Source organism: Kribbella monticola, assembly GCF_003261635.1.
Lineage (GTDB): Bacteria > Actinomycetota > Actinomycetes > Propionibacteriales > Kribbellaceae > Kribbella > Kribbella monticola.
Genome location: NZ_QFXK01000026.1, coordinates 46200 through 69746, shown reverse-complemented (window position 1 = coordinate 69746; position 23547 = coordinate 46200). Strand labels below are relative to the sequence as shown.

25 protein-coding genes are annotated in these 23547 nt (G+C 66.8%); 10 read left to right on the top strand and 15 right to left on the bottom strand.

Features of this window, described 5'->3' with window-relative positions:
* Nucleotides 1-16: 16 nt before the first annotated feature.
* Nucleotides 17-1333, top strand: coding sequence for an acyl-CoA dehydrogenase family protein (locus DIZ26_RS10720; RefSeq protein WP_232828247.1), 1317 nt, complete (start codon nucleotides 17-19; stop codon nucleotides 1331-1333).
* 168 nt (nucleotides 1334-1501) lie between these two features.
* Here the strand turns inward: DIZ26_RS10720 and DIZ26_RS10715 are convergent, their stop codons facing one another.
* The 3 genes from DIZ26_RS10715 to DIZ26_RS10705 are packed head-to-tail and all read right to left on the bottom strand — an operon-like array spanning nucleotide 1502 to nucleotide 5594.
* On the bottom strand, nucleotides 1502-2176 hold the full coding sequence (locus DIZ26_RS10715; RefSeq protein WP_112239938.1) for a response regulator: 675 nt from the start codon (nucleotides 2174-2176) through the stop codon (nucleotides 1502-1504).
* Nucleotides 2173-3618, bottom strand: a complete 1446-nt coding sequence (locus DIZ26_RS10710) for a sensor histidine kinase (RefSeq protein ID WP_157979676.1) — start codon at nucleotides 3616-3618, stop codon at nucleotides 2173-2175. The genes DIZ26_RS10715 and DIZ26_RS10710 overlap by 4 nt, the downstream gene beginning before the upstream one ends.
* A 5-nt stretch (nucleotides 3619-3623) precedes the next feature.
* Nucleotides 3624-5594 carry an APC family permease gene (locus DIZ26_RS10705; RefSeq protein ID WP_198676034.1) on the bottom strand — a complete coding sequence of 657 codons (1971 nt, stop codon included), beginning with the start codon at nucleotides 5592-5594 and terminating at the stop codon, nucleotides 3624-3626.
* Nucleotides 5595-5833: 239 nt separating this feature from the next.
* Here DIZ26_RS10705 and DIZ26_RS10700 point away from each other — a divergent pair, with 239 nt between their 5' ends.
* The 4 genes from DIZ26_RS10700 to DIZ26_RS10685 all read left to right on the top strand — a co-directional run bounded on the left by DIZ26_RS10700 (nucleotide 5834) and on the right by DIZ26_RS10685 (nucleotide 7498).
* Complete coding sequence (locus DIZ26_RS10700; protein WP_112240081.1) at nucleotides 5834-6160, top strand: PadR family transcriptional regulator; 327 nt, start codon at nucleotides 5834-5836, stop codon at nucleotides 6158-6160.
* Nucleotides 6157-6513: a DUF1048 domain-containing protein gene (locus DIZ26_RS10695; RefSeq protein WP_112239934.1), complete on the top strand. Its 357-nt coding sequence runs from the start codon at nucleotides 6157-6159 to the stop codon at nucleotides 6511-6513. Before DIZ26_RS10700 ends, DIZ26_RS10695 begins: the two co-directional genes overlap by 4 nt.
* Nucleotide 6514: 1 nt before the next feature.
* Complete coding sequence (locus DIZ26_RS10690; RefSeq protein ID WP_112239932.1) at nucleotides 6515-6841, top strand: DUF1048 domain-containing protein; 327 nt, start codon at nucleotides 6515-6517, stop codon at nucleotides 6839-6841.
* Nucleotides 6842-6979: 138 nt separating this feature from the next.
* Nucleotides 6980-7498, top strand: coding sequence for a hypothetical protein (locus DIZ26_RS10685; RefSeq protein ID WP_157979675.1), 519 nt, complete (start codon nucleotides 6980-6982; stop codon nucleotides 7496-7498).
* Nucleotides 7499-7662: 164 nt separating this feature from the next.
* Here the strand turns inward: DIZ26_RS10685 and DIZ26_RS10680 are convergent, their stop codons facing one another.
* Nucleotides 7663-8205 carry a helix-turn-helix domain-containing protein gene (locus tag DIZ26_RS10680; protein ID WP_112239928.1) on the bottom strand — a complete coding sequence of 181 codons (543 nt, stop codon included), beginning with the start codon at nucleotides 8203-8205 and terminating at the stop codon, nucleotides 7663-7665.
* Between the two features lie 55 nt (nucleotides 8206-8260).
* Between DIZ26_RS10680 and DIZ26_RS10675 the strand changes: the two genes are divergently transcribed.
* Nucleotides 8261-9193 (top strand): alpha/beta fold hydrolase, encoded by a 933-nt coding sequence (locus DIZ26_RS10675; RefSeq protein ID WP_112239926.1) that lies wholly within the window; start codon nucleotides 8261-8263, stop codon nucleotides 9191-9193.
* Nucleotides 9194-9259: 66 nt separating this feature from the next.
* On the opposite strand, the gene DIZ26_RS10670 is transcribed toward DIZ26_RS10675, so the two are convergent.
* Nucleotides 9260-9685: a MarR family winged helix-turn-helix transcriptional regulator gene (locus DIZ26_RS10670; protein WP_112239924.1), complete on the bottom strand. Its 426-nt coding sequence runs from the start codon at nucleotides 9683-9685 to the stop codon at nucleotides 9260-9262.
* A gap of 104 nt (nucleotides 9686-9789) precedes the next feature.
* Here DIZ26_RS10670 and DIZ26_RS10665 point away from each other — a divergent pair, with 104 nt between their 5' ends.
* Nucleotides 9790-10209: a GlcG/HbpS family heme-binding protein gene (locus tag DIZ26_RS10665; protein WP_112239922.1), complete on the top strand. Its 420-nt coding sequence runs from the start codon at nucleotides 9790-9792 to the stop codon at nucleotides 10207-10209.
* Between the two features lie 23 nt (nucleotides 10210-10232).
* On the opposite strand, the gene DIZ26_RS10660 is transcribed toward DIZ26_RS10665, so the two are convergent.
* From DIZ26_RS10660 to DIZ26_RS10650, 3 genes are all read right to left on the bottom strand, one after another.
* Nucleotides 10233-10757 (bottom strand): DinB family protein, encoded by a 525-nt coding sequence (locus DIZ26_RS10660; protein ID WP_112239920.1) that lies wholly within the window; start codon nucleotides 10755-10757, stop codon nucleotides 10233-10235.
* 38 nt (nucleotides 10758-10795) lie between these two features.
* Nucleotides 10796-11752, bottom strand: a complete 957-nt coding sequence (locus DIZ26_RS10655; protein ID WP_112239918.1) for a DUF389 domain-containing protein — start codon at nucleotides 11750-11752, stop codon at nucleotides 10796-10798.
* A 115-nt stretch (nucleotides 11753-11867) separates the two neighbouring features.
* Nucleotides 11868-12230 carry a DoxX family protein gene (locus tag DIZ26_RS10650; protein WP_112239916.1) on the bottom strand — a complete coding sequence of 121 codons (363 nt, stop codon included), beginning with the start codon at nucleotides 12228-12230 and terminating at the stop codon, nucleotides 11868-11870.
* A 115-nt stretch (nucleotides 12231-12345) separates the two neighbouring features.
* Here DIZ26_RS10650 and DIZ26_RS10645 point away from each other — a divergent pair, with 115 nt between their 5' ends.
* Nucleotides 12346-13305 (top strand): Lrp/AsnC family transcriptional regulator, encoded by a 960-nt coding sequence (locus tag DIZ26_RS10645; RefSeq protein WP_198676033.1) that lies wholly within the window; start codon nucleotides 12346-12348, stop codon nucleotides 13303-13305.
* Here the strand turns inward: DIZ26_RS10645 and DIZ26_RS10640 are convergent.
* From DIZ26_RS10640 to DIZ26_RS10620, 5 genes are all read right to left on the bottom strand, one after another.
* Nucleotides 13302-14213, bottom strand: coding sequence for a DNA-3-methyladenine glycosylase family protein (locus DIZ26_RS10640; protein ID WP_112239912.1), 912 nt, complete (start codon nucleotides 14211-14213; stop codon nucleotides 13302-13304). The genes DIZ26_RS10645 and DIZ26_RS10640 overlap by 4 nt on opposite strands.
* The gene (locus DIZ26_RS10635; protein ID WP_112239910.1) at nucleotides 14210-14659 is read right to left on the bottom strand and encodes a MarR family winged helix-turn-helix transcriptional regulator; all 450 of its coding nucleotides are present in this window, start codon (nucleotides 14657-14659) and stop codon (nucleotides 14210-14212) included. Before DIZ26_RS10635 ends, DIZ26_RS10640 begins: the two co-directional genes overlap by 4 nt.
* A gap of 9 nt (nucleotides 14660-14668) precedes the next feature.
* Entirely contained in the window at nucleotides 14669-15088 is a 420-nt protein-coding gene (locus tag DIZ26_RS10630; RefSeq protein ID WP_112239908.1) for an SRPBCC family protein, read from the bottom strand.
* Nucleotides 15089-15156: 68 nt separating this feature from the next.
* On the bottom strand, nucleotides 15157-15915 hold the full coding sequence (locus tag DIZ26_RS10625) for an ABC transporter permease (RefSeq protein WP_112239907.1): 759 nt from the start codon (nucleotides 15913-15915) through the stop codon (nucleotides 15157-15159).
* Entirely contained in the window at nucleotides 15915-16640 is a 726-nt protein-coding gene (locus tag DIZ26_RS10620; protein WP_112239905.1) for an ABC transporter ATP-binding protein, read from the bottom strand. The genes DIZ26_RS10625 and DIZ26_RS10620 overlap by 1 nt, the downstream gene beginning before the upstream one ends.
* Before the next feature lie 142 nt (nucleotides 16641-16782).
* Here DIZ26_RS10620 and DIZ26_RS10615 point away from each other — a divergent pair, with 142 nt between their 5' ends.
* Both DIZ26_RS10615 and DIZ26_RS10610 read left to right on the top strand, forming a co-directional pair.
* Nucleotides 16783-17865 (top strand): sensor histidine kinase, encoded by a 1083-nt coding sequence (locus DIZ26_RS10615; protein WP_157979674.1) that lies wholly within the window; start codon nucleotides 16783-16785, stop codon nucleotides 17863-17865.
* Complete coding sequence (locus tag DIZ26_RS10610) at nucleotides 17862-18518, top strand: response regulator (RefSeq protein WP_112239901.1); 657 nt, start codon at nucleotides 17862-17864, stop codon at nucleotides 18516-18518. The genes DIZ26_RS10615 and DIZ26_RS10610 overlap by 4 nt, the downstream gene beginning before the upstream one ends.
* 3 nt (nucleotides 18519-18521) lie before the next feature.
* Here the strand turns inward: DIZ26_RS10610 and DIZ26_RS10605 are convergent, their stop codons facing one another.
* Nucleotides 18522-19214: a phosphatase PAP2 family protein gene (locus DIZ26_RS10605; protein WP_112239899.1), complete on the bottom strand. Its 693-nt coding sequence runs from the start codon at nucleotides 19212-19214 to the stop codon at nucleotides 18522-18524.
* Nucleotides 19215-19283: 69 nt separating this feature from the next.
* Nucleotides 19284-23189, bottom strand: a complete 3906-nt coding sequence (locus DIZ26_RS10600) for an RICIN domain-containing protein (protein ID WP_198676032.1) — start codon at nucleotides 23187-23189, stop codon at nucleotides 19284-19286.
* Between the last annotated feature and the right edge of the window lie 358 nt (nucleotides 23190-23547).

The window sequence follows — 23547 nt, the reverse complement described above, 5'->3', positions numbered from 1 at the left end:
TGTCGGAGGAAAGCGCATGACCGAGTCTCCCGCACTGTCGGCCGACGTGATGGCCCTGGCCGGCGAGCTCGCCGCCGAGCGGTCCAAGCCGGGCTGGAGCACCTTCTCGCTCGCCCTGAACGACGAGCAGAAGGAGATCCAGGGCTGGGCGCACGACTTCGCCGCCTCGGTGATCCGGCCGGCCGCGTCCGAGTGGGACGAGCGCGAGAGCACCCCCTGGCCGGTGATCCAGGAGGCCGCGAAGATCGGCCTGTACGGGCTCGACGCGAACGTGAACCTCTTCATCGACCCGTCCGGCCTGCTGATGCCGCTGGTCCACGAGGAGTTGTTCTGGGGCGACGCCGGCATCGGCATGTCGCTGATGGGCACGGGCCTGGCCAGTTCGGCGATCTTCTCCAACGGCACTCCCGAGCAGTGGAGCCAGTGGCTTCCCCGCTGCTACGGCACGCCGGACGACGTGGTGGTCGCTGCCTTCTGCTCCTCCGAGCCTGGCGCCGGCTCCGACGTCTCGGCGATCCGCACAAGGGCGACGTACGACGAGAAGACCGACGAGTGGGTGATCAACGGTCAGAAGGCGTGGGCCACGAACGGCGGCATCGCCGACATCCACGTCGTCGTCGCGACGGTCGATCCTTCACTGGGGACCAAGGGGCAGGCGGCTTTCGTCGTACCGCGTACCGAGGTGACCGGCCTCGAACAGGGGACCAAGCTGCGCAAGCACGGTCTCCGCGCGTCTCATACGGCCGACGTCTTCTTCGACAATGTCCGGATCCCGGCCGCGAATGTCCTTGGTGGCAAGGAGAAACTGGACACCCGGCTCGCTGCCGCCCGTGCACCGAAGGACGGCGAACGCGCCCGGAACGCCTCGATGGCGACGTTCGAGATGACCCGCCACCTGGTCGGCGCCCAGGCGATCGGGATCGCGCGCGCGGCGTACGAGGTAGCTCTCGACTACGCCAAGGGCCGCGAGCAGTTCGGTCGCCCGATCATCGACAACCAGGGCATCGCCTTCAAACTCGCCGACATGGCCCTCGAGATCGACGCCGCGCGCCTGCTGGTCTGGCGGGCCGCCAACATGTCGGCCGCCCTGATGCGCGGCGAGACCCCCGACTACCGCAACGGCGAAGGCTCGATGGCGAAACTCAAGGCCGGCGAGGTCGCCGTCAAGGTCACCGAAGAAGCCATCCAAATCCTCGGCGGCAACGGCTACACCCGCGAGTACCCCGTAGAACGCATGCACCGAGACGCCAAGATCTACACCATCTTCGAAGGCACCTCCGAGATCCAGCGCCTGGTCATCTCGCGCGCAATCTCCGGGATGCGCATCAGGTAAACCCACCACGCACCTCCTGCGTCGGCGCTCCCATGCACCCCGGTCCGCCGCTCCTGCCGTGGCGGCTTCCGGTGGTTGGGTTGCGGCGTCGGTTGCAACTGTTGGTGGAGGCCGGCTGAGTCCCAGTGCAGTTCGCTGGATGTCGCCACGTCAGCGCGGAAACTGGGTTTATGGCTGGAAGCGGTAGCCCATGCCTGGTTCGGTGAGGAGGTGGCGGGGTCTGGAGGGCTCGAGTTCGAGTTTGCGCCGGAGTTGGGCTATGTAGACGCGGAGGTAATTCGTTTCGGTCTCGTAGTTCGGGCCCCAGACTTCGCGGAGCAATTGTTGCTGGCTGATGAGTTTGCCGGGATTGCGGACGAGAATCTCGAGCAGGTGCCATTCGGTGGGGGTGAGGCGGACGTCGCCCTCGGCGGTGGTGAGTCGTTTGGTGGCCAGGTCGATGGTGAAGGCGTCGGTTTCGATGACGACGGTTGTGTCGGCAGGCGTCGCCCGGCGCAGCGCGGAGCGGATGCGGGCGAGGAGCTCGTCCATGCCGAATGGCTTGGTGATGTAGTCGTCGGCGCCGGCGTCGAGGGCGGTGACCTTCTCCGCTTGCGCGCCGCGGGCCGACAGCACCACGATCGGCGTGCTCGACCAGCCGCGGAGGGCGTGGATGACCTCGATGCCGTCCAGGTCCGGCAAGCCGAGGTCGAGGATCACGAGGTCCGGTGGATGGCGCGCGGCGGCTGTGAGTGCCGTGCTGCCGTCGGGTGCGAGGTCGACGTCGTACTGGCGGGCGCGCAGGTTGATCCTGAGTGCTCGCAGCAGTTGGGTGTCGTCGTCGACGATCAGGATCCGGGTCATGGCGCCAGCCGCAAGGTGAGGGTCATGGTGAGTCCTCCGCCAGGCGTTTCGGACGGGACGATGGTGCCACCCATGGCCTCGGTGAATCCGCGGGCCAAGGCGAGGCCGAGGCCGACTCCGACTCCGGTGGTCCGGTCGTCGAGCCGCTGGAACGGCGCGAACATCCGGTCCTGGTCCTCGGCAGCGACGCCCGGTCCGGCGTCGGAGACGCGCAGAACCATCGAGGGTGGGTCTACTTCGGCGCTCACCTGAACGGGGGTGCCGGGTGGTGAGTGGCGGCGCGCGTTGTCGACCAGGTTGGCGACGACGCGTTCCAGCAGACCCGGGTCGATCAGCGCCGGTGGCAGGTTGTCGGGCACGTCGACGTGGATGTCGCCGGCGTGGATGTGGATCAGTGCCCGGGCGACAACTTCATCCACGGCGGTCGCGACGACATGGACCGAGAGCGCCCCGGCCTGCAGGCGGCTCATCGCGAGCAGGTTCGCGATCAGGTCATCGAGCCGGTCGGCGGACTCTTCGATGGTCGCGTGCAGCTCGGCCTGTTCAGTATCGGTCCAGGTCACGTCCTGCTGGCGGAGACTGGATACGGCTGCCTTGATCCCCGCGAGTGGTGTGCGCAGGTCGTGGCCGACGGCTGCCAGCAGCGCGGTCCGCAGCCGGTCGACCTCGGCGAGTCCGCGGGCCTGACCGGCGAGTTGTTGTCCGTCCCAGGCCCGGGCCGCTGTCGCGGCGAGCCGGTTCAGGAGGCTGCGGTCCTCGGCGAAGAGTTCGGGGCCCTCGGCAACCAGTCTCAGACCGGGGCCGGCGTACGCCGTGATGGCCGGCCGGCCTGCGAGTGGCGGACCGACGAGTGCGCCGATCTCGTCCTCCTCGCCACGACGTACCAGCAAGGCGACCGAGGTCATCGCGAAGGTGTGACGAACCTCTTCCAGCACGCCGGTGAGGGACTGATCGGTGACCGGCTGGGCAGCGAGCCTGGCCAGCATCTCCGCCTCCAGCCGGCTCCGGACCGCGGCGGCGCGGCGGCGGGCAGCCAGGTCCACGGTGATGCTGACGGTCAGCGCGACGAGCACGAACACGACCAGGGCGATGACGCTGTCACGTTGCTCCACGAACAGCGTGTGGAACGGCGGGGTGAAGTAGTAGTTGGCGAGCAGGACCGACAAGATCGCAGCGATGACAGCCGGAAGAACGCCGCCGACGACGGCGACGAGCACCACTGCCAGCAGATAGAGCAGGAGCACGCTTTCGAGTGCCAGTTGGGCCCGTAGCTCGACAAGTACCGCGGTCGCGGTCGGCAGGCCGACCCCTGCGACCGCGATGCCTCCCCAGCGGCGCGCGGGGGACAGACCGGCCGAAGGCCGGGGAAGCGCCCGTACTCCGGTTCGCGCGTCATCGGCCGCCGGCTGCGGCGATGGCTGTGCGATCTCGTCCTGAGTCACGGTGATCAGCGTTGCACGGCTGATTTGTGGTTGTCGCCTGACTGGCCGACATCGGCTGATCCCATCTGCCAGGGCACGTTGGTGACCATCACCCCGGGCTGGAACAACAGGCGCGCCTTCAGGCGCAGCGCGCTCTGGTTGTGCAGCAACTGCTCCCACCAATGCCCCACGACGTACTCGGGGATGAACACGCAGACGACATCGCGCGGGCTCAAGGTGTTGATGTCCTTGACATAGGCAAGGACCGGGCCGGTGATGTCGCGGTACGGCGAACTCAGGATCTTCAACGGCACCGGAATGCCACGCTCGTCCCACTCCCGGACCAGCGCATCCGTTTCGTCTGCGTTCTGCTGAACCGTCACCGCGGTCAGAGTGGTCGGGCGGGTGGCGCGAGCGAAAGCGAGTGCACGCAACGTCGGCGAGTGCAGCTTCGAGACCAGGACGACGCCGTGGATCCGGGACGGCATCGCCGTGCCGTCGGGCCGCGGCGTCGTCTCGACCGCGATCCGGTCGTAGTGGCGCCGGATCCCGCGCATCAGCAGGTAGAGAGCCGGCATGGCCAGCACCACGATCCACGCGCCGTGGGTGAACTTGGTGATCAGCACGACGATGAGCACCAGGCCGGTGAACACTGCGCCGACGCCGTTGATCACCCTCGACCGATGCATCGATCTGCGGTCGGCCGGAGCTGGGCGCGGGCCGTCCGCCGGTTGCAGCCGGGTCGTCCAGTGCCGCACCATTCCCCATTGACTGAGGGTGAACGAGACGAAGACGCCGATGATGTACAGCTGGATCAAGCGGGTGGTGCTGGCGTCGAAGGCCCAGATGAGCAGTCCGGCGAGCGCGGACAAGATGACGATGCCGTTGCTGAACACCAGCCGGTCGCCGCGGCGGTGCAGCTGGCGAGGCAGGTAGCCGTCGCCGCCGAGGATGGAGGCGAGGATCGGGAATCCGTTGAAGGCGGTGTTGGCCGCCAGCACCAGGATCGCGGCGGTGAAGGCCTGGACGAGGTAGAAGAAGATCGAGTGTGATCCGAACACGGACGCACCGAGCTGGGCGATCACTGTGCGCTGCTTGTAGCCGTCGGGCGCTCCGATCAGCCTTGCGGTGTCGTCGACCACGTGCACGTGCGTGGCCAGCGCGAGCGCGGTCAGGCCCGCGAACATGGTGACCGTCAGGCCGCCCATGATCGCGAGGGTGTCGGCCGCGTTCCGGCTCTTGGGCTTCCTGAAGTGCGGGACGCCATTGCTCACCGCCTCCACGCCCGTCAGCGCAGTACAACCGGACGCGAAGGCCCGTAGTACGAGGGCGATCAGCAGCAGCCCGCTCGCATGGTGATCAGGCCGTACGCCGTACGCCGCCGATTCGGCCGTCGGGGCGTCGCCGCCGATCATCCGGGTCAGACCGACGGCCAGCATGGCGAAGACGCCGATCACGAAGCCGTACGTCGGGATCGCGAACACGGTGCCGGATTCTCGAACGCCACGCAGATTCATCAACGCCAGGATCGCAATCAGGCCGATCGAAACCCCGACGACGTGAGGCGCCAGCGCCGGAAAAGCCGACACGATGTTCGCGACGCCGGCGGCCACCGAGACGGCAACCGTGAGCACGTAGTCGACGAGCAGCGCGCTGGCGGCGACCAGGGATGCGTCCCGGCCCAGGTTCGCTCCGGCCACGGCGTACGCGCCGCCGCCGTTGGGATAGGCGTAGCAGGTCTGCCGGTACGAAGCGACGACCACGAGCAGCAGGAGGATCACCGCCGCCGCGACCCACCAGGTGAGGTGGAAGAGGGCCAGCCCACCGAGGCTGAGCATCAGCAGGATCTCTTCGGTCGCGTAGGCGTTCGACGACAACGGGTCGCTGCAGAAGACCGGAAGGGCGAGCTTCTTGGGCAGCAGTTGATCGCCCATCAGTTCGGTGCGGATCGGGCGACCGACCAGAAGACGCTTGGGCAGTTGCAGGATCCGGTTCACGGGCTCTAGCCAACCGGCGTCGAGCCGGTCACACGCTTGACGTTGACGCGTTCCTAACACGGACCGGACGAATCCTGATGCTGTCTTGACACCGGAATGACTGTGGCAACGAAGAGCCACGGCACGGTTCGGAAAGCAATCAGGGGTGCACGTTGGCTGACGCCGCATTACCACTACTACGTGGTACCGTGTAGTGGTACTCGGTGTCACTGAGTACCGGAGGAATGGAAAAGGGCGCGGTGGAGGACCTGACGGAGTTGCTCAAGGGCACGCTCGAGGGCTGCGTGCTGGAGATCATCGGGCGCGAGGAGACCTACGGGTATGCCATCACGCGTCGGCTGAACGAGTTGGGCTTCGCCGATGTGGTCGAGGGGACGGTGTACACGATCTTGCTGCGGCTGGAGAGGAACGGACTGGTCCAGGTGACGAAACGGCCGTCCGAGCAGGGGCCGCCGCGCAAGTTCTATGCGCTCAACGACGCGGGACGTGCGGAGCTCGCGACGTTCTGGGCGAAGTGGACGTATGTGAAAACCCGGATCGACAAGCTCAAGGAGGGCGGGAGATGAACTTCTGGGAGACCATCACCGGCAGTGATCTGACCAGGGAGTGGAAGGCGTTCGAGGCTAGGGCCGAGGCGCTGCCGAACGACTACCGGGCGGCGTGGGACGAGATCAAGACGCATCTGTCGCCGTACTCCGACTTCACCGGCAGGAACCTGATGCCGATTCTCGACGGTGCGCTGGGGCTGCTCGAGGAGTCGGCGGCCGATGGGCAGAGCATCTATCACGTGGTGGGTGACGACATCGTCGGCTTCAGTGCGGCGCTGGCCGGCGGCGTAGGGGCTCGCAGCTATCGCGACAAGTGGCGCGAGCAGTTGAACAGGAACGTCGCGAGAAAACTGGAACGGCTGGGAGGCTGACGTGGGCATCCAGGACATCATCGAAGGCAAGCGGCAGTGGCGGGCACACGTGGCACGGGTCAAGGCGCTGCCGCCGGACTACCAGATCGTCTACCAGGAGATTCAGCGGTACTTGTTCAAGGTCGGGCCGGTTGACTTGGTGGACGGGACGCTGCTTTCGGGACTGGTCGAGTTCTTCGAGGAAGGGGCTGCGGCCGGCAAGGGAGTCCTGCAGCTCATCGGCACCGACGTCGCCGCGTTCTGCGACGACCTGATCAAGGACTCGCGCACGTACGCCGACGTCTATCAGGAATCCGTCGAACGCAACTCCGGCGCGGCCGAGAAGTAGTTCAGCGAGACTCGAGCCGATCGAGTTCGTCGCCTGCCTGGCGACGCCTCGACTCGCTGGTCCGACGTGGACTTGCTCCGGCAGGCATCGACGTACCATGACGCGATCCTGAACGGACCGGATCGGGAGGATGAGGGCGTGGACGAGGACGAGAGGTACAAGGCGGACCAGGCGCGTCTGGCCGAGGCCGAGGGCGAGCGCGTCCGTCAGGAGGTCGAGGAGGCCGCGGCCGATCCGGCGGCCCAGGCGGAGTGGATCCGGCAGTCCAACCTGACGTACGGCGGACTGGCCGCCTCCGGCCTGGTGATGGTGCAGCCGTTCTTGACCGAGACGTCACTCGATCTGTCGGCGCTGGTCTGTGTCATCGCGTTCGCAGTGTCGATCCCGTTGCTCGCGGCGCTTCTGGTCTTGAACCGCCAGGAGGAGTTCCGGCACCGCACCACCTCGTCCGTTCCGGTAACGATCGCGAAGGCGCTCGCCCAGGCCGCGGCGTTCGTCGGCATCACGGCCGGTTTCTGGCACATGTCGATCGGTGCGGGCATCGTTTTTCTCGTCATGGGATGCATCGCGGTCGGAGTGCACTCCTCGGGATATGTGCAACTCGAGTACGACTCCAGATTCCGCTCGAACTTCCGCCCCCGGAAGCCACGTCCTTAGCAGTCGGTTGCTCTGGGCAACGGCCAGGATGAAGTAGCTGACGGTCGTCCCGCCGACGACTGCGGCGTACATCCGCCAGCACGAAACGACCCCACCCGCCGCCCCGGCATCCACGTCGGCTGAGTCATCCGATGCTTTGCCGCCGGTTCGCGGCCGGCTGGTAGTCACGCGCCGGTCGGTGGGTCCTCGACGGGGAAGAGGATCGGACTGAGCAGGTACCGAGCTCGATCCGGAGCGGCTTCGTTCGAGAGGACGGGAAGGATCGCCGCGCGCATGCCTTGGATCAACTGCTCTACTTCGCCCGGGCTCAGCCACACCGCATGCTGCCGGTATCCGACGAGGTCCCGGATCGGATCCGCGTTCTCCCGATCGAGGTAGCCGTTGAACTCCGCGATCAGCGCAGCCATCGCCGCCACGAAACCTTGCCGATGGTCGTCAACCGTCACCTGCGCGACTTGTTCCGGTGTGATGGATGCGCGGTCGGCTCGCAGCCGGTACCGGCGTTCGGTGGCGCCCCGGACCCTGCGTTCTTCGGCCACTTCGAGGATGCCGCCCTCGAGCAGCAGCTCGACGTGCCGGTACAACGTCGCCTTCGAGACGTCCGCGACCAGTCCGCCGAGCTCCTGCGTGGTGAGCATCCGCTGACCACGCAGCGCGTGAACAATCCGCAAGCGGACGGGGTGGCCAAGAAGTTCCAGTGGACCCATGAATGCAACGTTCTCATGTTGTGCTACCTTTCTCAAAGGCTGAGAAAGGTAAACCATGAGCGACTGGACACCACCGCCGTACGCCGATCCGCGCGCCTTCACCGAGGAGGAAGTCGTCCTCGCCGCCGGCGGCCGCCGGACCGGCGCCACCCTGACGTTGCCACACGCCCCGTCCGGCCATGGCGTCGTGCTGCTCACCGGAGGCGGCCCGCTCGACCGCGACGAGACCACCGGCCCGAACAAGCCTCTGAAGGACCTGGCGTGGGGCCTGGCCTCGCAAGGGGTCGCCGTACTGCGCTTCGACAAGCTCACCAGCGGCCACCCGGAGCTGATGAGCGAACCCGGTTTCACGATGTCGGCCGAGTACGTCCCGCACGGGGTCGCCGCCGTACGTTTGCTCCGGCAGTATGTCGATCAGGTGTTTCTGGTCGGCCACAGCATGGGCGGCAAGGTGGCCCCGCTGATCGCGACCGAGGAGCCGCAGGTCGACGGCCTCGTGATCATGGCCGGTGACACCCAGCCGATGCACCACGCTGCCGTCCGAGTCATGCGCTACTTGAGGACCACCAACCCCGACCTGGTCACCGACGAAGTGGTTGCCCAGTTCACTCGGCAGGCCGCTGTTGTGGACAGTCCCGGACTAAGTCTCGACACGCGCCCCGAGGACCTTCCCTTCGGAGCCCCGCCTTCGTTCTGGCTGGAACTCCTTGCGTACAACCCGGTCGAGACCGCCGCGGCACTGGATCGGCCGATCCTCATCTTGCAAGGCGGCCGCGACTACCAAGTCACCGTTACCGACGACCTCCCCGCCTGGCGTGACGGCCTCGCAAACCACCCTGCCGCGACGATCACGATCCTCGACGCCGTCAACCACCTGTTCCTCCCAGGCACCGGACCCTCCACGCCGGCCGACTACCGCGAGCCCGGTCACGTCGACCCGATCGTGATCGAGACGATCCTCACCTGGTTGCCTGTAGCAACTGAATGACACTCGCTGCTGATCCCGTGCTGCTTCACGGACGGTTGAGTTGCCGGTTGCGGGTGGAGGTGGGGGTTAGCCGAGGATGCGGGTGAGGAGGGTGGTTAGGGTGGCGCGCTCGGTGGGGGAGAGGGGCGCCAGGATGTCGTCTTGGACTTCTGTGAGGGTTGTGTCCAGGGCTTCGAGGCGGCGGTGGCCGGCGGGCGTCAGGGTGATCAGGTTGCGGCGGCGGTCGGCGGGGTCTGGGGTGCGGGCGACGTGGCCTTGGTCTACCAGCTCGTTGAGCATCGTGTGCATGTCGCTCTGGTCGATGCCGCATCGCTGGCCGATCTGCACCTGGCTGTCCGGGCCGAACTCGTCCAGCGTGGCGAGGATCGCGAAGTGGTAGGCGTGCCCACCGGCGGCGGCCATCGATTCCTTGATGAGTCGATGCGCCCGAGCCGAAGCTCGGTTGATCAGCCAGCTGGGTTTGGAACGCAGGCGGGCCGACGCTTCTTTCATCTCCACGCACGAAGTTTAGGTCAATCCCTTGGCTCATCCAACGAACCTGATCTACTCTTGGGTGGACCAAGATTGGTCGATCCAAGAGATTGAAGGTAGGAACGATGTCGCTCACTTTGGACGAAGCCCGGGTTGTCAGCGATCGCGTGCGCGAGCACGCTGCCGCGATCGGCGCGACGATCACGGTCGCAATCGTCGACGACGGCGGGCACCTGCAGGTTCTCGATCGCATGGACGGCGCTTCGCCGATGTCGCCCCGCGTCGCCTCGGCGAAAGCATCCAGCGTTGCGCTGTTTCGGCGCGACGACAGTGACCTGATGGGTCTGCAGCAGGCATATCCGGCGGTGTTCGCGCAGATAGCCGGCGTGGCGGGAACACCTATCGTGGCAGGCAGGGCCGCTCGGCTGATCCGGCGCGGCGATGTCGTCGTCGGTGCGATCGCGATCGCGGGAGGGACGCTCGCACAGGATGACGAGTGCGCCGATGTCGCGGTCGGCTCGCTGTCTCCGTCCGCGTCGGCATAGGCCTGTTTCACCAGGCCGGCCCCTCAGTCCGAGGGTTGGGTCAGGGTGAGCTGGCGTTGGTGGAAGTCGAAGTGCCGGGTGGGGAAGCGGTAGACGTCGGCCAGGGTCATGTAGTCCTTGAAGAACGGGTCCCATCGGGTCGGGTAGTGCATACCTCGCGCAAGATCCGCTTCGGTCTCGGCGTCCAATCTCCTGTGCAGCTTGGCGATCACGTGGTCGAACATCTTCGTCATGCGATCGGGGCTCAGCACGCTCCCACCGCAGTACGAGCCGATGAAGTTCACCACGTCGAACGGCCTGGTCCCCGCGTTCAGTAGCTGCGCGTACCAGCGACTGACTCCCGGAGGCAGCCGTCCGAACATCCGGACGAGCCCTAGTAAGGCCCGCATGATCAGGTAACCCAGCAACATGTGGAACAACAACTGGCGATTGGTCCACCGTGTTCCGTTCGAGAGCCGCCGCAAACCGGCACTGTCAGCACTGTCTACAAGCTGCCGGAACTCCAGCCGAACCCGCTCGAACTCCGCGTGCACCAGCTCCTTCTCCATACCTCATGGTCAGCCTCAGGCGCCACGATCAACAGCCTTCAATCATGGTGCTGGGCGCTTCGCTGGGGCTCTTTGCGGGCGGCGAGGAGGTGCCAGATCGAGCGCTGGAGGATCAGGGTTGCGACTCCTGCGCAGGTCATGCCTGCGAGGTTGATGCCGAGTTGGGCGGCTGAACCACCGATCTGCTGCGGCGCCCAGACGGCGGTGGATAGTGCCAGGTCGCCGGCGGCCGGCACGGTGGTGACTGAGATGAAGACACCGACCAAGGCGTTGGACCGGCCGGCGGTTTGCGACAGGACACCGGCACAGCCGGCCAGGACGGCGACGACTGCGGACCACTTGTCGGGGCGCCAGATAAAGCCGGTGAGCGGTCGCGCCGCGGTCACGTCACTGGCGTCGATCCAGCCTACGGTCCGGGCCAGGAGGGCGGCGAGGGTGGTGAGCAGGATTGCCAGCAGGAAACCTTTGACGAGCAGGATGAGCGAGCGCGAGGCGAGATTCGACCGCCGCAGGGCGAGGCCGAGTGCCAAGGCGGCGACGACGCCGAATTCCGGTCCGACGACCATCGCCCCGACCACGAGGATCGACGAGTCGGTGACGACGGCGATCGCGGCGATCATCGTGGCGAGAGTCAAGAACGCGTAGAACGCCCAGGAGCCGCGTGCCTCGGCGTACCCCTGATCGACCACCGCGTCCCAGACGACGGCATCGTCGGGCGCTCCTGGGGCGGCCTCCTCGGTCTCTCGGGCGTTGCGTGACGGGGACGCGTCGACGGTGGTCAGCGCGACTGCGCCCTGGTCGTAGATCCCTTGGGACTTGAGCCAGGCAAGGATGTCGGAGGTTGCCTCGCGGGTCACGTCGCAGTGCACGACGTCGCCGGCCGGCCGTTTGGCGGCGCCGGGAAGAGCAACGATGTTGGTCACTCGCGCGTCGTTCAGGAGGGTGTCGACGACCAGGTCGGTGCAGTCCGGCGGGACGATGAGTCGAAGGTGCATCACGCGCTCATGATCGCTGACGCCGTGCAGCGAGCCGCTTCCCGGTCGGTGCGCTATCGAAGCAATGGCGGATCGCAGCGCCAGATCCTGTGCGCTCCTCGCGATGTCCACGCGTTCATTGGCTGTTGGCGTGCAGGAGGGTGAGGGTGAGGGAGGCGGTGGCCAGGGCCAGGTAGGTGAGGGGGAAGGCGAGGTTGTAGAGGACTCGGGCGCGGAGGTGGGTGATGACGGCGCCGGTGAAGAAGGCTACGAGGCCGATGGCAGCGGGGATGGCGATCGGGTAGAGGTGCGCGAAGCCCAGGAGGAGACCGGCGCTCCCGGCTGTTTTGAGGGCTGCCAGCGGGGTCAGGTGGGCGGGGTTGAGGCCGAGTTCGCACATGTTGGACAGGACGAAGTCGGCGCGGGCGAGGTCGGCGACGACCATGGCGAGGTTTGCCAAGGCCGTGACGGTGACGACGACGGCGTACGCGACGTACATGGCAGATCCTCCGATCCGGACTGACGGACACAGCGCAACTCTGGCGCGGCGAGGATGGATCGAGTGAGCAAAGGTCGGTGAAGTGAACCGATTCGACAGCGGGTAGCGTGGTGTGGTGTCTTCCGACATGTTCGATGCCGTGGATTACCAGATCATCCATGCGCTCCAGCTCCAGGCGAGAATCCCGTTCAGCCGCATCGCCGCGGTGATCGGGGTGTCCGATCAGACGGTGGCGCGCCGGTACAGCCGGTTGCGGTCGTCGGGCGGATTGAAGGTGCGTGGCTTGGTCGATCCTCACCTGGGCGGCCATGCGCCGTGGCTTCTACGGCTGCAGTGCTCGCCGAATTCGACTGCCACGGTCGCAGCGGCGCTGGCTCGGCGGGACGACACCGCGTGGGTTCGGCTGACCTCGGGCGGGGCCGAGATCGTCTGCATGGTCAACGGCAACAAGGACGAGGAGCAGGCACTTCTTCTGGATCGTCTGCCCCGAACCCCTCAGGTCAAAAGCGTCACCGCTCACCAGCTACTGCGTACTTTCTCGCGCGGTCTCCAATTGATGGTCGCCGACCACAGCGGGCTCACCGCCCAGCAGATTGCAGAACTTGGATCGCCGCCAAAGCGGGTACCCGATCAGCCGGTCGCCATCGGTGCGGCAGACGAACCGTTGCTCAAGGCCCTTGCCGCCGACGCGAGAACGGAGTTGTCGCAGCTCGCAACGGTCACTCATCGATCGCAATCCTCAGTACGGCGGCGCATCATCGAACTCGTCCAGCACGGCCTGCTCACCTTCGAGACAGAAATCGACGAGCGCATCTTTTCCGCCACCCGATCATGGTTCTTGCTCTGGGCAACGGTAGAGCCGGCGTCTCTCGAAACAGTCGGCAATGCTCTCGCCGCCGATCCGCAGGTCGGCTACGTGGCGGCGACAACCGGTCCGACCAACCTGTACGCCGCCGTTGCCGGCCCGCATTCGACCGCGCTCTACTCGTTTCTGACCGACCGCATCGCGCAACTGCCCGGCATTCGCACCGTCGAAAGCGCTCCGGTACTTCGGAACGTCAAACGCAACGCTTAACTAGAGCTGTGGCCGGAGAGCACGCGAGGGCCCGCGGCGCGGATGAGAACGGTTGTCCAGGTCCGCCAAGGACGCCAGGGCTCGGCGATGGTTTCGAGTTCTGCCTCGGTGGGGTCGTGGGGGAGTTGGTAGAGGTCGCGGACGAGTGCTCGCAGCCGAGGTTCGTTGGCGGCCAACGAGTCGGTGCGACCGGTAGCGCGGATGACGATAAGCGTTGCGTAGAAGGGCCCGATCCCCTTGATGCGTTGTACTTCGGCCATCGCCGTCTCAGTATCGAGGCCCTGTAGCCGGTCCACGTCGAGCAGGCCGTCCAGAGCGGCCTGGGCGACGCCGTGCATGCGCGACAGCCGGTCGGCGTCGATGCCAGGGAAGTCCTCGATCGCCAGCAGCTGCGACGGCGTCGGCAACGCGGCAAGACGCTGCCCGGCAAGGTCGAAGGTCGCCCCATGGGCTTCGCTCAGCGCCGCTCGCACGGTCGCCATCTGCGTGCCTGGGCGACGCGCACTGAGTACCGACCAGACAGTCGCTTCGTACGGCGAGTAGAACAGCGGCGGGCGAAGTCCAGGAGCAGCCGCCTGCAGCGCGCCGATCACCGGATCACGCCGCCCCACGTCGGCGAAGCTTCGGGCGTCCTGATCGAGCGAGAGAACGCGAGCGACCTGGCGCTGAATGGCTTCCAGGTCGCCGGAGCCGTGCACCACACCATGTACGCCGGTGTCGTCCTGCCGCAGTTCGACGCCTACCTGGCCGCTGTAGTCGTCCAAGCAGAAGGCCAGCCGCATCACGCCGTCGTACTGCGCTTTGCCGGCATCCATTCGCTGGCCGAAGCCGAACAGAGCCGACTCCGTCAGCGAGAAGTCGCCGACCGGAACGATCGTGAAGCTGCGGGTCGGGCCGACGTCGCTCATGACTGCTCCTCGGTGTGCTTGGTGCGAAGCCGCCGCAGCGACTTGGTGAAGGCTCGCGCCTCCGCTCCGGAGAGCGGTTCGAGCAGGGCGGCATCTACTGCCTCCACGGCCTCCACGGCTTTCGGCGCGAGTGCGGCGCCCGCTTCGGTGACCACGAGCCGACGGGCCCGGCTGTCCGCCGAGTCGATCTGGCGGGTGATCAGGCCCTTGCTCTCCAGGGTCCGGATGACTTGCGACGCCATCTTCACGTCGATGCCGGCGAAAGCAGAGACCGCGGCCTGACTTGGTTGCTCGTCGTGCTGATTGAGCCACCAGGTGCTCGCCAGCAGGACGAACTGGACGTGGGTTAGCCCGAGCGGCTTGAGCGTGGTGGTGACCGCGCGCTGCCAGCGCAGGGTGACGTGCCACAGCAAGAAGCCCGAGCTTTCCTCCGGTTGCTGGACCATCGCTGGCCCCTACCGTGCCCGTGCGGCCGCGACGAGAGCGGCGATGACGTTCGGGAAGTCGGCCGAGATCGCGGTCCCGATCTCTTCGCCGATGCTGTCCGCGGCGGGTCCGCTGATCTCCATCCGGAAGGTCACCGTCGTCTCGCCACCGGGCGCCGGGTCGAGCTGGTGCGCCACGCGGATCGCCAGGTCGCCCAGCTCGGTGACGTCCGTGATCAGCCGCTTCTCTTCCAATTCGACGATCCTGCTGGTGACCGCATCCTCACCCGGCGGCTTCATCTGGAACGTGGCGCCCACGGCGACCGGACCGTCGACGGCGATCGATTCGATGCCCTCGTTCCACGCCCCCCAGCCGTCGACGTCGCGCAGCAGCTCCCACAGCGCCTCGGGTGCGGCGTCCGTGGTCTGGGTGTACTCGGTTGTCCACATGATTTACTCCATCCGCAGATTGTCTGTGCAGAGACTATCTCAGATCGGAGCGCTGGCTGGCAACCCCGTCACGCGTCGCGGCGGTCGATCAAGACCATGGCGAGGGCCAGGGGCACCAGCGCGTACAGGACACAGATGACGAGACCCATCGAAGGCGAGGGAGCGCCGTCCACGGGAGGGCGGGTGGAGATCAGTGCGTTGCCGGCGGTCCAGAGGTTCCAGTTCGACGGCCAGGTGATCCAGTCTTTCAAGTTCGCGGCGACGAGCGGGACCACGAAGACCAGACCGAAGATCGCGCTCACCGCCCCCGCCGTATGACGGATCAGAGCGCCGAGACCGAGGCCCAGCAGGGTCAGGGCGGTCAGATAAACACCTGCACCGGCCACTGCCCGCAGAGCCGCGTGATCGCTGAGCGACACGTCGACGTGGATGCTTCGCAGCCCGAGCTGAGCCACCACGAAGCTCACGAGCGACAGCAGTTCGCCGCAGACGAGCGCAACCGCTCCGAGCACGCAAGCCTTGCCCAGCAGGACTTGCCGACGCCGAGGAGTCACCGCGAACGTCGTGCGGATCTGCCCTGTCGTGTACTCCGAACTGATCGCGAGGACCCCGATCACGCCGAAAGCGAGCTGGGCGAACGCGAGCCCATCGAAGCTCAGGTTGACCGGATCGAAGGCAGCTTTGTCGACGGCCGACCAGCTCGGGTAGTCCTTCGCGCGGCCGGTCGCCGAGAACAGGCCGCCCAGTACTGCGACCGCGAAGGCAGCCGTCAGAGTCAGTGGCGTCGAGCGGATGGAGCGGAGCTTGGTCCATTCGGAGCGCAGCATCAGTTCGTCCTTTCCGTGCGGTACTGCGTGGCGTCGGCGGTCAGCTCCAGGTATGCGTCCTCCAGCGACCGTCCGCCGGCGGTGAACTCCGACAACGGGGTGTCGGCGATCAGGCGCCCTCGGCCGATCACGATGAGATGGTCGGCAACCAGTTGCAGCTCGCTCATCAGGTGGCTGGAGACGAACACGGTCCGACCTTCGTCGGCCAACTGACGGAGTAGCCGGCGGATCCAGCGCACCCCTTCGGGGTCGAGGCCGTTGACCGGCTCGTCCAGCAACAGCACGGCGGGATCGCCGAGCAGGGCGGCCGCAATACCGAGGCGCTGCCGCATGCCCAGCGAGTAGCCGCCGACCCGGCGATTCCCTGCCTCGCCGAGTCCGGTCAGTTCCAGTACTGCGGTGACTCGCTTGCTGTCGATCTCTGCCGCTTGCGCGATGCAGAGAAGGTGGTTGCGCGCGGAGCGCCCTGGGTGAGCCGCGTTGGCGTCGAGCAGGGCACCTACGCGGAGTACGGGCCGCTCGAGTTCGCAGTACGGCTTGTTGTCGATCAGGGCGTGGCCGCTGTTCGGGCGGTCGAGGCCGAGCAGGATGCGGAACGTGGTCGATTTGCCGGCGCCGTTCGGTCCGATGAAGGCCGTGACCTGGCCGGGCTGGACGGTGAAGCTGAGGCCGTCGACGGCTTGGTTGGCACGGTAACGCTTGCTGAGTTCGTGGACTTCGATCATGCAGCCACGATGTCCGTGCCGGCGTGGGCCGGGCATTGCCCCATCGGGAGAGATTTGCGTCCACCCGTGGGTTGAGATGGCTCTCCAGATGTATGCCTGAGGAGTGATGACCAGGGCGAGTCCGAGCCCTACTGTCCTGGCTATGGAGACTCGGACAGGGCAAGTGCTTGCCCTGGACGGCAGCCTGGCGGCGGCGTACGGCGGCGCTGCGTGGCTGCTGTTCACGCACAAGGGCCCGCAGCCGGTGGTGGCCGTGCTGGGGACAGCCCTGTCAGCCGCGGCGATCATGCTGATCAGGCGGCGGCCGGTGTGGGCATTCCTGAGCGCATTGATGCCGCTCCTGCTCGCGCCGATCGACGCGTCGCTAGGCTTCGTTGCCTTGGTCCCGCTCTGCTACGCGCTGTTTCGTGTAGCAGGGAGTGGCGCACGGCGATCTGCCTTGGCGGTGCTCGCGACCGCTGAGCTGGGCGCTGTCGGAACGGCGTTGCCCAACGTCGATCGGGCAGGCGCAGTCGTACCGTTCGGCACGATGTTTGCCGCGGCATGGGTGACGGGGTACGTCGTGGGCCAGCAGCGCCGGCGCGACAGTGAACTGGTGCTGCAGCAGGAGCGAATGCGGATCGCCCGCGAGCTGCACGACATCGTTGCCCACAGCATGAGTGTGATCACCGTGCAGGCGGGATACGGCCATCTGGTGATCGATGAGCAGCCGGCCGAGGCGCGCGCCGCACTCGCCGCGATCGAGGCCGCCGGTCGGCAGACGCTCGCCGAGCTGCGCCAACTGCTCGGCGTACTGCGGTCGGAGCAGGACGATCCAGCCACGCTCGATCCCGCGCCCGGGCTGGGCATGCTGGATCAGTTGATCGAACACACCGGCCGGGCCGGGGTGCGAGTCCGGCTGATCGTGACGGGCCAGCCGGTTGCCCTGCCCGCTGGGGTCGACCTTTCGGCGTACCGGATCGTTCAGGAGGCGCTGACGAATGTCGTCAAGCATGCGGCGACCGGGACAGCCGACGCGCTCCTGGACTACCGGCCGGCCGAGTTGGCCATCAGGATCACCGACCACGGCTCGGGCTGCCCGGACGACGGCGGGGCGATCGGCCACGGACTGATCGGCATCCGCGAACGCGTAGCCCTGTACGGCGGGTCGCTGCGAGCCGGTCCGTTGCCCGGTCGCGGGTTCGAGGTGTCGGCCCGGTTGCCGCTGACAGGTCGCGCGGCATGACGGTACGGGTCCTGATCGCCGAGGATCAGGCGCTCGTCCGGGCCGGTCTCAAGGGCATCGTCGGTACGGCGGCCGATCTGCAGGTGGTGGGGGAGGCGTCGACCGGCTCGGCGGCGGTCGAGTTGGCCGCCACTACCCGGCCGGACGTGATCCTGATGGACATCCGGATGCCCGGGATGGACGGGCTGGAGGCGACCCGGATCATCACGTCGTCGTCGGCGGCGCGCGTGCTGATGCTGACGACCTTCGACCTGGACGAATACGTGTACGCCGCGTTGCGTGGCGGGGCGAGCGGGTTTCTCCTGAAGGACACGCCACCAGTGGAGTTGCTCGCGGCGATCCGCGTGATCGCCGCGGGGGAAGCACTGCTCGGGCCGTCGATCACGCGCCGCCTGATCGACGAGTTCGCCGCGCGTCCGCAGGCGAAAGACGCACGTCCGGCCGTCACTCTGCCGGCGATCACCGAACGGGAGCGGGAAGTGCTGCTCCTGGTGGCGGACGGCCTGGCGAACGCGGAGATCGCGCGCCGGCTCCACATCGAGCCGGGAACGGTCAAGACACATGTCGCTCACCTGCTGACGAAGCTCGATGCACGCGACCGCGTCCAACTGGTGATCCTCGCCTTCCGCACCGGCCTCGTCCGCGCCACCTGAGCCTCACTCCGTTAAAGGTGCCCTAGGCAACCACTTCAAGAGCCGGGCGGCAGTGCCGACCAACGCGAGCCAGGTGACGGCGATGGTCCAGCCGGCCAGTACGTCGGTCGCCCAGTGGTAGCCGAGATAGAGCCTGCTCAAACCGATCCCGAAGCTCAGCAAGGCAGCGGTGACCGCCACCACCACTCTGGCGGTGGCGAAAGGCGAGCGGACCCAGAGAAGGCCCGCCAGCATGCCGAGGAACACCGTCGAGTTCAACGTGTGGCCGGACGGGAAGGCGAACCCGTTGTCGACTGCGCCCAGTACGTAAGTGATGCCAGGTCGTTGCCTCTCCACCACCGCCTTGAGCCCGAAAGTGAGCGCCGCCGAGCCGGCCATGGCGAACAGCAGCAGCGCCGCTGATCGCCACGATTTGGTCCACCGATACGCGAGGGCCGCAGCTACCAGCGTCAACACGACGAGGACCGGAACGTCACCGATGAAGGTCAGCGCCCGTGCCAACTCGGTCAGGGGTGCGGTCCTGATGCCGACGACCTCCCTCGTGAGCTCCGGGTCGAACGATGCCAACCCATCAGCCTCGGTGGCACTGTCGGCCAGCGCGATCGTGCCGAGCGCACCAATAGCTGTCACCGCCGCGCCGAGTAGCGGTACGGCGTACCCGATCCTGACCTCGTCCTTCGTCATCGGCACGTTCATCCGACCAGTGTCTTCCGCGACAGCTGAGGACCAGCTGAGACGGCGGCCGCTTGGCTTGTGGGCCGGCGGTCAGCCGACCTTTTCCAGCTTCCAGCGTTGGCAGGGGCCGTTCCAGTAGGGCCAGACGTCGACCACGGCGGGCAGAGTGTCTTTGCAGGCGCCGACGTCCAGGGATTTGCCGGTGTCGAGTTGGTGGATGGACCAGCCTTCGCCAGCGGGTTCGATGCGCCAGCGCTGGCAGTCGGAGGAGTCGACCGGGAACGCGATCACCGGTGCGCCGTCGGCTCGCGAGCAGCCGCCGACCTGGATCGCTGTGTTCGTGCTCGGGTCGATGATCTGGTAGACGTCGTCACCGAGCGGCTTGAGCTGCCAGGACTGACAGGGGCTGCCCTGCACCCAGTCCCACATCCGTACGCCGCTGTCCGGGTTGCAGTCCTTGATGTCGAGGACATGACCGCCCGCGTAACTGGAGACCTTGTAGCGGCCGTCGAGCTGCGGAGTGTTGAGAGCTGCCCGCAGGGTGAACTGCTGGTTCGAGGCGGTCGAGCAGGGCGACTGGATGAGCTTGGCGCCGTTACCGGTGGCCGCGTCGGCGATCGCGCCGCACTTGCCGCTGTGGGCGAACTTCAGCCTGACGACGGTGTCGTAGCTGCTGCCTTCGACGTACTCCAGCAGCACCTGCTGGTTCGCAGTACCGAGGCACGACCACTCGATCACCTTCTCGTTGTCTGCCGTGCTCTGGTTGGTGACGTCGAAGCAGCGGGCCAGTCCGTCGGCAGGAGCGGGCGCGATATTGACGTGTACGGCGTGCACCTCGAACTGTTCGGTCCCCGCCACCGGCACGATCCGGAACCGTTGGTGCAGCCCGCCGAAGCAGTCCCACTGCTGGATGTCCGCAGGCTTGCTCTGGCTTGCCCCCGCCACCTCCAGACACCGGCCGCTGTTACGGCTCACGAGCTCGTACGTCCGTGGCTCGATGTCGTACTTCGGACTGAGGCTCGCGCCGACCCGCGCCTCCTTCCAGCTCGAAACCGGCGTACTGAACGCAGTACCGGTCGAGTTCAGCAGGAAGACCTCGCGGCCGCCGCCGTCGAGTGAGTAGACCAGAGCCGCATCCGCCTTGCCATCCTTGGAGTAGTCACCGACACTCAGGCTCGCCTTCAGCGGATCGAAACGGGACGCGTCCTGCCACCACAAGGACATCGACAGGGCGGTGCCGCTGGACCGGAAGACCTTGAGCGAGGTGTTCTGGCCGCCGTTGTCGTAGATGGCGACCAGGTCGTCCTTGCCGTCACCGTCCACGTCGCCCGCGACGGCGTTGCTCTTGTCCCAGCAATAGCCGTTGGCGCCGCTGTCGTACCACGTGGACGCGGCACCGAACGCCGTACCGCTGGACTTGAAGACGTCTGCCACCGTCCGGCAGCCACCGAGGTTCTTGAGCGAGACCAGGTCGGCCTTGCCGTCACCGTCGACGTCTGCGATCACTGGCCGGCTCTGTGTCCAGTCGCCCGAGCCGGCGGCTGTCTGCAGCCACTGCGTGGGTGCGGCCAGGTTGGTTCCCGCAAACACCAGCGTCTTCCAGTTGCCGTTGCCGGTGTTGACCTGGGCAACGATGTCCGTCCTGGAGTCGCCGGTGACTTCGCCCGCGGACAGATGGGCAGTGGCGACAGTCCAGTCTTTCGGCGCACTTCGCCACACCAGGGCCGGCGGGTCGTACTTGTTGCCGTCGGACTTCAGCAGGTACAGGCCGACGATCGCGCCCGGTTCGTCGCGGAACAGCGCGACGTCCGACTTGCCGTCGCCGTCGAAGTCACCTTGCACGGCACTGGTCTTGGACAACGCGAAGCCACCGTTGTTGTCGCTGTCCCAGGCCATCGTGCCCGCAGTCAGCCCGCCGGCCTTGGCCAGCACGTTCCAGACACCGGTCCGCCCGAAGCCCTGGTCGAGGACGAAGCTGACATCCGTCCGGCCGTCGCCGTTGACGTCGTTCTTCGCCATGGCCGGCGTCGTTCCCGACGAGGCGCGGAGAGTGCGGGATGTGACATCGCTGCGGTTGCCGGCCTTGTCGACGGCCTTCACGTACAGGGATCTGGTCGGGATGTGGGTCAGTGGGTCCGGCCAGACCGTCACCGGTAGCGCCGCGGTACCGTCCGGTCCCGCCTTGATCACCTGGCTGAGCTTGTCCTTCGTCGAGCCGTACAGGTACTCGACGACATCGGTGCTGCCGGCGGCCGGGCGGAGGTTGACGATTCCGATGGAGCGGACCGGTACCCCCGAACCGCTGAGCGGGAAGTCCGTCGAATCCATCGCCGGCTGGCCGGGCGGATCCGAGTCGACGGTGAAGTAGCACGGCGTACTGGATCCGCCGGAGTCGATCCCGTCGTTCGGGACCTTGTCGTCGCTCTTCGCGGTGAAGTAGTACGTCGTGTTGTCGCTCAGGGTGCCGGTTGGCAGCTCCGGCCAGCCGAAGGCCGCGCCGGAGCTTGTCAAGGCGGAGTCGACCGAGTACTGCAGACCGTTGTCAGCGGCCCGGAAAATGCTCAGTCGCGACGTGATCGTGTCGTTGTCCGGATCGGAGGCGATCGCGGCGAATGCAGGATGGTTGGAGTTGATCATCGTCGGGGCAGCCGCCGTACCGCAGGTCTTCGGCGCGCTGAAGTTGACCTTCAGCGGGACCCGCGGGGCATTGTTGTAGTCGACAACGATCGCCGCGGTCTCGCCGCGGAACTTCTTCCATTCCTTGCGGTGCTCGGCGTCCTCGTCCGGCGCGCGCAGCCCCAGCGTGATGGTGGCCGCACGCTGGTCCGCCAGCTGCTGGACGACCGCCTTCAGCTTGTCGCTGGTGAAGCCCATCGACACGTCCGGTGTGTTGTACGCCGCGGCTTCGGCGCCGGCCAGGTAGTCGAACCACTGGGTGTTGTTCCAGGTGACCTTGGCCGACCGGTCGATCGGCGAAGTGGTCCACAGATCGGCGTACGTCGAGGTGGAACTCGGGGTGTAGTCCAGCGTGATCGTGAATCTTGCATTCACCACCCGGGCCCCGGCGACGTTGCCCAGCGCCATCCGGAACAGGGACCGGTAGATGTTGCCCGAGTCGTCGTAGGCCCAGCCGACCTTGGCCCCCTCGGCGCGGTCGAAGTCCCAGTAGCTGGTGTCCCGAGTGCCGGCGTCGCGGTTGTTGATGTGCGTCCACATGTCGCCGGCGGTGCTCGACCAGGACGGGTCGATGAAGAGCGGGAACCTCGTCGCGGTCGACGTCAGCAGTTCTCGGTCCGGCCTGATCACGAGGTTCCGCCCAGCCACCGCGGTCGGTATCGCCACCTCCCGCCGCCCCGCCGCCGAAGCCACCTGCTTCGTCGAAGCCACCTGCTTCGTCGAAGCCAGCTGCTTTGTCGAAGCCACCTGTGCAGCCGAAGGCTTCGCTGCTGTCCGCGCCTTTCCCGCCTGGCCTGCCGTTGCGGTCGTCGTACTGGTCGGGCTGTCCCACATCGCTGCCTGGCCGGAGCTGAAGACGACCTTCCCCGCCGGGTCGGTCGCAACGGTGATGCCGTCCGCCTTGGTCTTGAGCGTCAGCCCGGTAGCGCTGAGCGGGAACCGGATCTCCTGCAGGGCGGGGTTCAGCGCCGCAGCTCGCGTCTTCACCACCAGTACTTCGGAGAACCCGTCGGCCTCAGCGCGAACGCGCAGGTCGACCCCTGGCAGCAGTCCCCGGTACGTCGCGGTGTCACCGGCCAGCACTGGCTTCGGCAGTCTCCCGGACCACCCCATCCCCAGCTGCCGCCCGGCCTTGCCCAGCGACACCAACCTGTCGTCGCCTCCACCCGAGAGCCGCAAGTCCGACACGACGGCGACTGGGCGCACCGAGCCGTCCGCCTGGAACCGCAGCGTGCGATCGATCGGAACCCAGCCGTTCCCGCTCCGAACCCGGGTGGGACCGGCGTACTGGACAAGCGTGTGATCCCCGTTCGGATTCACGAAGGTCCGCGAGCTCTCGGTCCCGGCCTGCACTACCTCGACCCGCCGCCCCGTCCGCTTGGCCTCGGCCGCCGCGCTGTCTTCCGCAGCACTCTTGACCGCGGAGCTGTCCCGACTTGGCGCTGACGAGGGGTCGACCTGTGCGACTGGAACCGCAGGTCGAGCGGTCGCGAGGACCGGTCCGTGTAACCAGCCGACCGGGAGCGCGAGGGCGACAATCGCAGTACCGATCAGTGCATGTCTTCCGGGCAAAGCGATCACCGTCATTCGCGCGGGCGGGCCGAGTTGCCCTCACCATCGCACCGCCGCCGCCCCGGCGGCAGCCCTTCGATTCCCGTCGAATGCCCCGAAGCTTCAC

Bases quoted from the DNA above. Each gene is read 5' to 3' on its own strand.
- DIZ26_RS10650 (WP_112239916.1), bottom strand. From the start codon at position 12,230: ATGTACGTCGCGTACGCCGTCGTCGTCACCGTCACGGCCTTGGCAAAC.
- DIZ26_RS10655 (WP_112239918.1), bottom strand. From the start codon at position 11,752: ATGCACCTTCGACTCATCGTCCCGCCGGACTGCACCGACCTGGTCGTC.
- DIZ26_RS10605 (WP_112239899.1), bottom strand. From the start codon at position 19,214: ATGAACGTGCCGATGACGAAGGACGAGGTCAGGATCGGGTACGCCGTA.
- DIZ26_RS10715 (WP_112239938.1), bottom strand. From the start codon at position 2,176: ATGACCCGGATCCTGATCGTCGACGACGACACCCAACTGCTGCGAGCA.
- DIZ26_RS10660 (WP_112239920.1), bottom strand. From the start codon at position 10,757: ATGGAGAAGGAGCTGGTGCACGCGGAGTTCGAGCGGGTTCGGCTGGAG.
- DIZ26_RS10680 (WP_112239928.1), bottom strand. From the start codon at position 8,205: ATGGGTCCACTGGAACTTCTTGGCCACCCCGTCCGCTTGCGGATTGTT.
- DIZ26_RS10630 (WP_112239908.1), bottom strand. From the start codon at position 15,088: ATGTGGACAACCGAGTACACCCAGACCACGGACGCCGCACCCGAGGCG.
- DIZ26_RS10635 (WP_112239910.1), bottom strand. From the start codon at position 14,659: ATGGTCCAGCAACCGGAGGAAAGCTCGGGCTTCTTGCTGTGGCACGTC.
- DIZ26_RS10695 (WP_112239934.1), top strand. From the start codon at position 6,157: ATGAACTTCTGGGAGACCATCACCGGCAGTGATCTGACCAGGGAGTGG.
- DIZ26_RS10670 (WP_112239924.1), bottom strand. From the start codon at position 9,685: ATGAAAGAAGCGTCGGCCCGCCTGCGTTCCAAACCCAGCTGGCTGATC.
- DIZ26_RS10615 (WP_157979674.1), top strand. From the start codon at position 16,783: ATGGAGACTCGGACAGGGCAAGTGCTTGCCCTGGACGGCAGCCTGGCG.
- DIZ26_RS10675 (WP_112239926.1), top strand. From the start codon at position 8,261: ATGAGCGACTGGACACCACCGCCGTACGCCGATCCGCGCGCCTTCACC.
- DIZ26_RS10665 (WP_112239922.1), top strand. From the start codon at position 9,790: ATGTCGCTCACTTTGGACGAAGCCCGGGTTGTCAGCGATCGCGTGCGC.
- DIZ26_RS10620 (WP_112239905.1), bottom strand. From the start codon at position 16,640: ATGATCGAAGTCCACGAACTCAGCAAGCGTTACCGTGCCAACCAAGCC.
- DIZ26_RS10720 (WP_232828247.1), top strand. From the start codon at position 17: ATGACCGAGTCTCCCGCACTGTCGGCCGACGTGATGGCCCTGGCCGGC.
- DIZ26_RS10610 (WP_112239901.1), top strand. From the start codon at position 17,862: ATGACGGTACGGGTCCTGATCGCCGAGGATCAGGCGCTCGTCCGGGCC.
- DIZ26_RS10640 (WP_112239912.1), bottom strand. From the start codon at position 14,213: ATGAGCGACGTCGGCCCGACCCGCAGCTTCACGATCGTTCCGGTCGGC.
- DIZ26_RS10625 (WP_112239907.1), bottom strand. From the start codon at position 15,915: ATGCTGCGCTCCGAATGGACCAAGCTCCGCTCCATCCGCTCGACGCCA.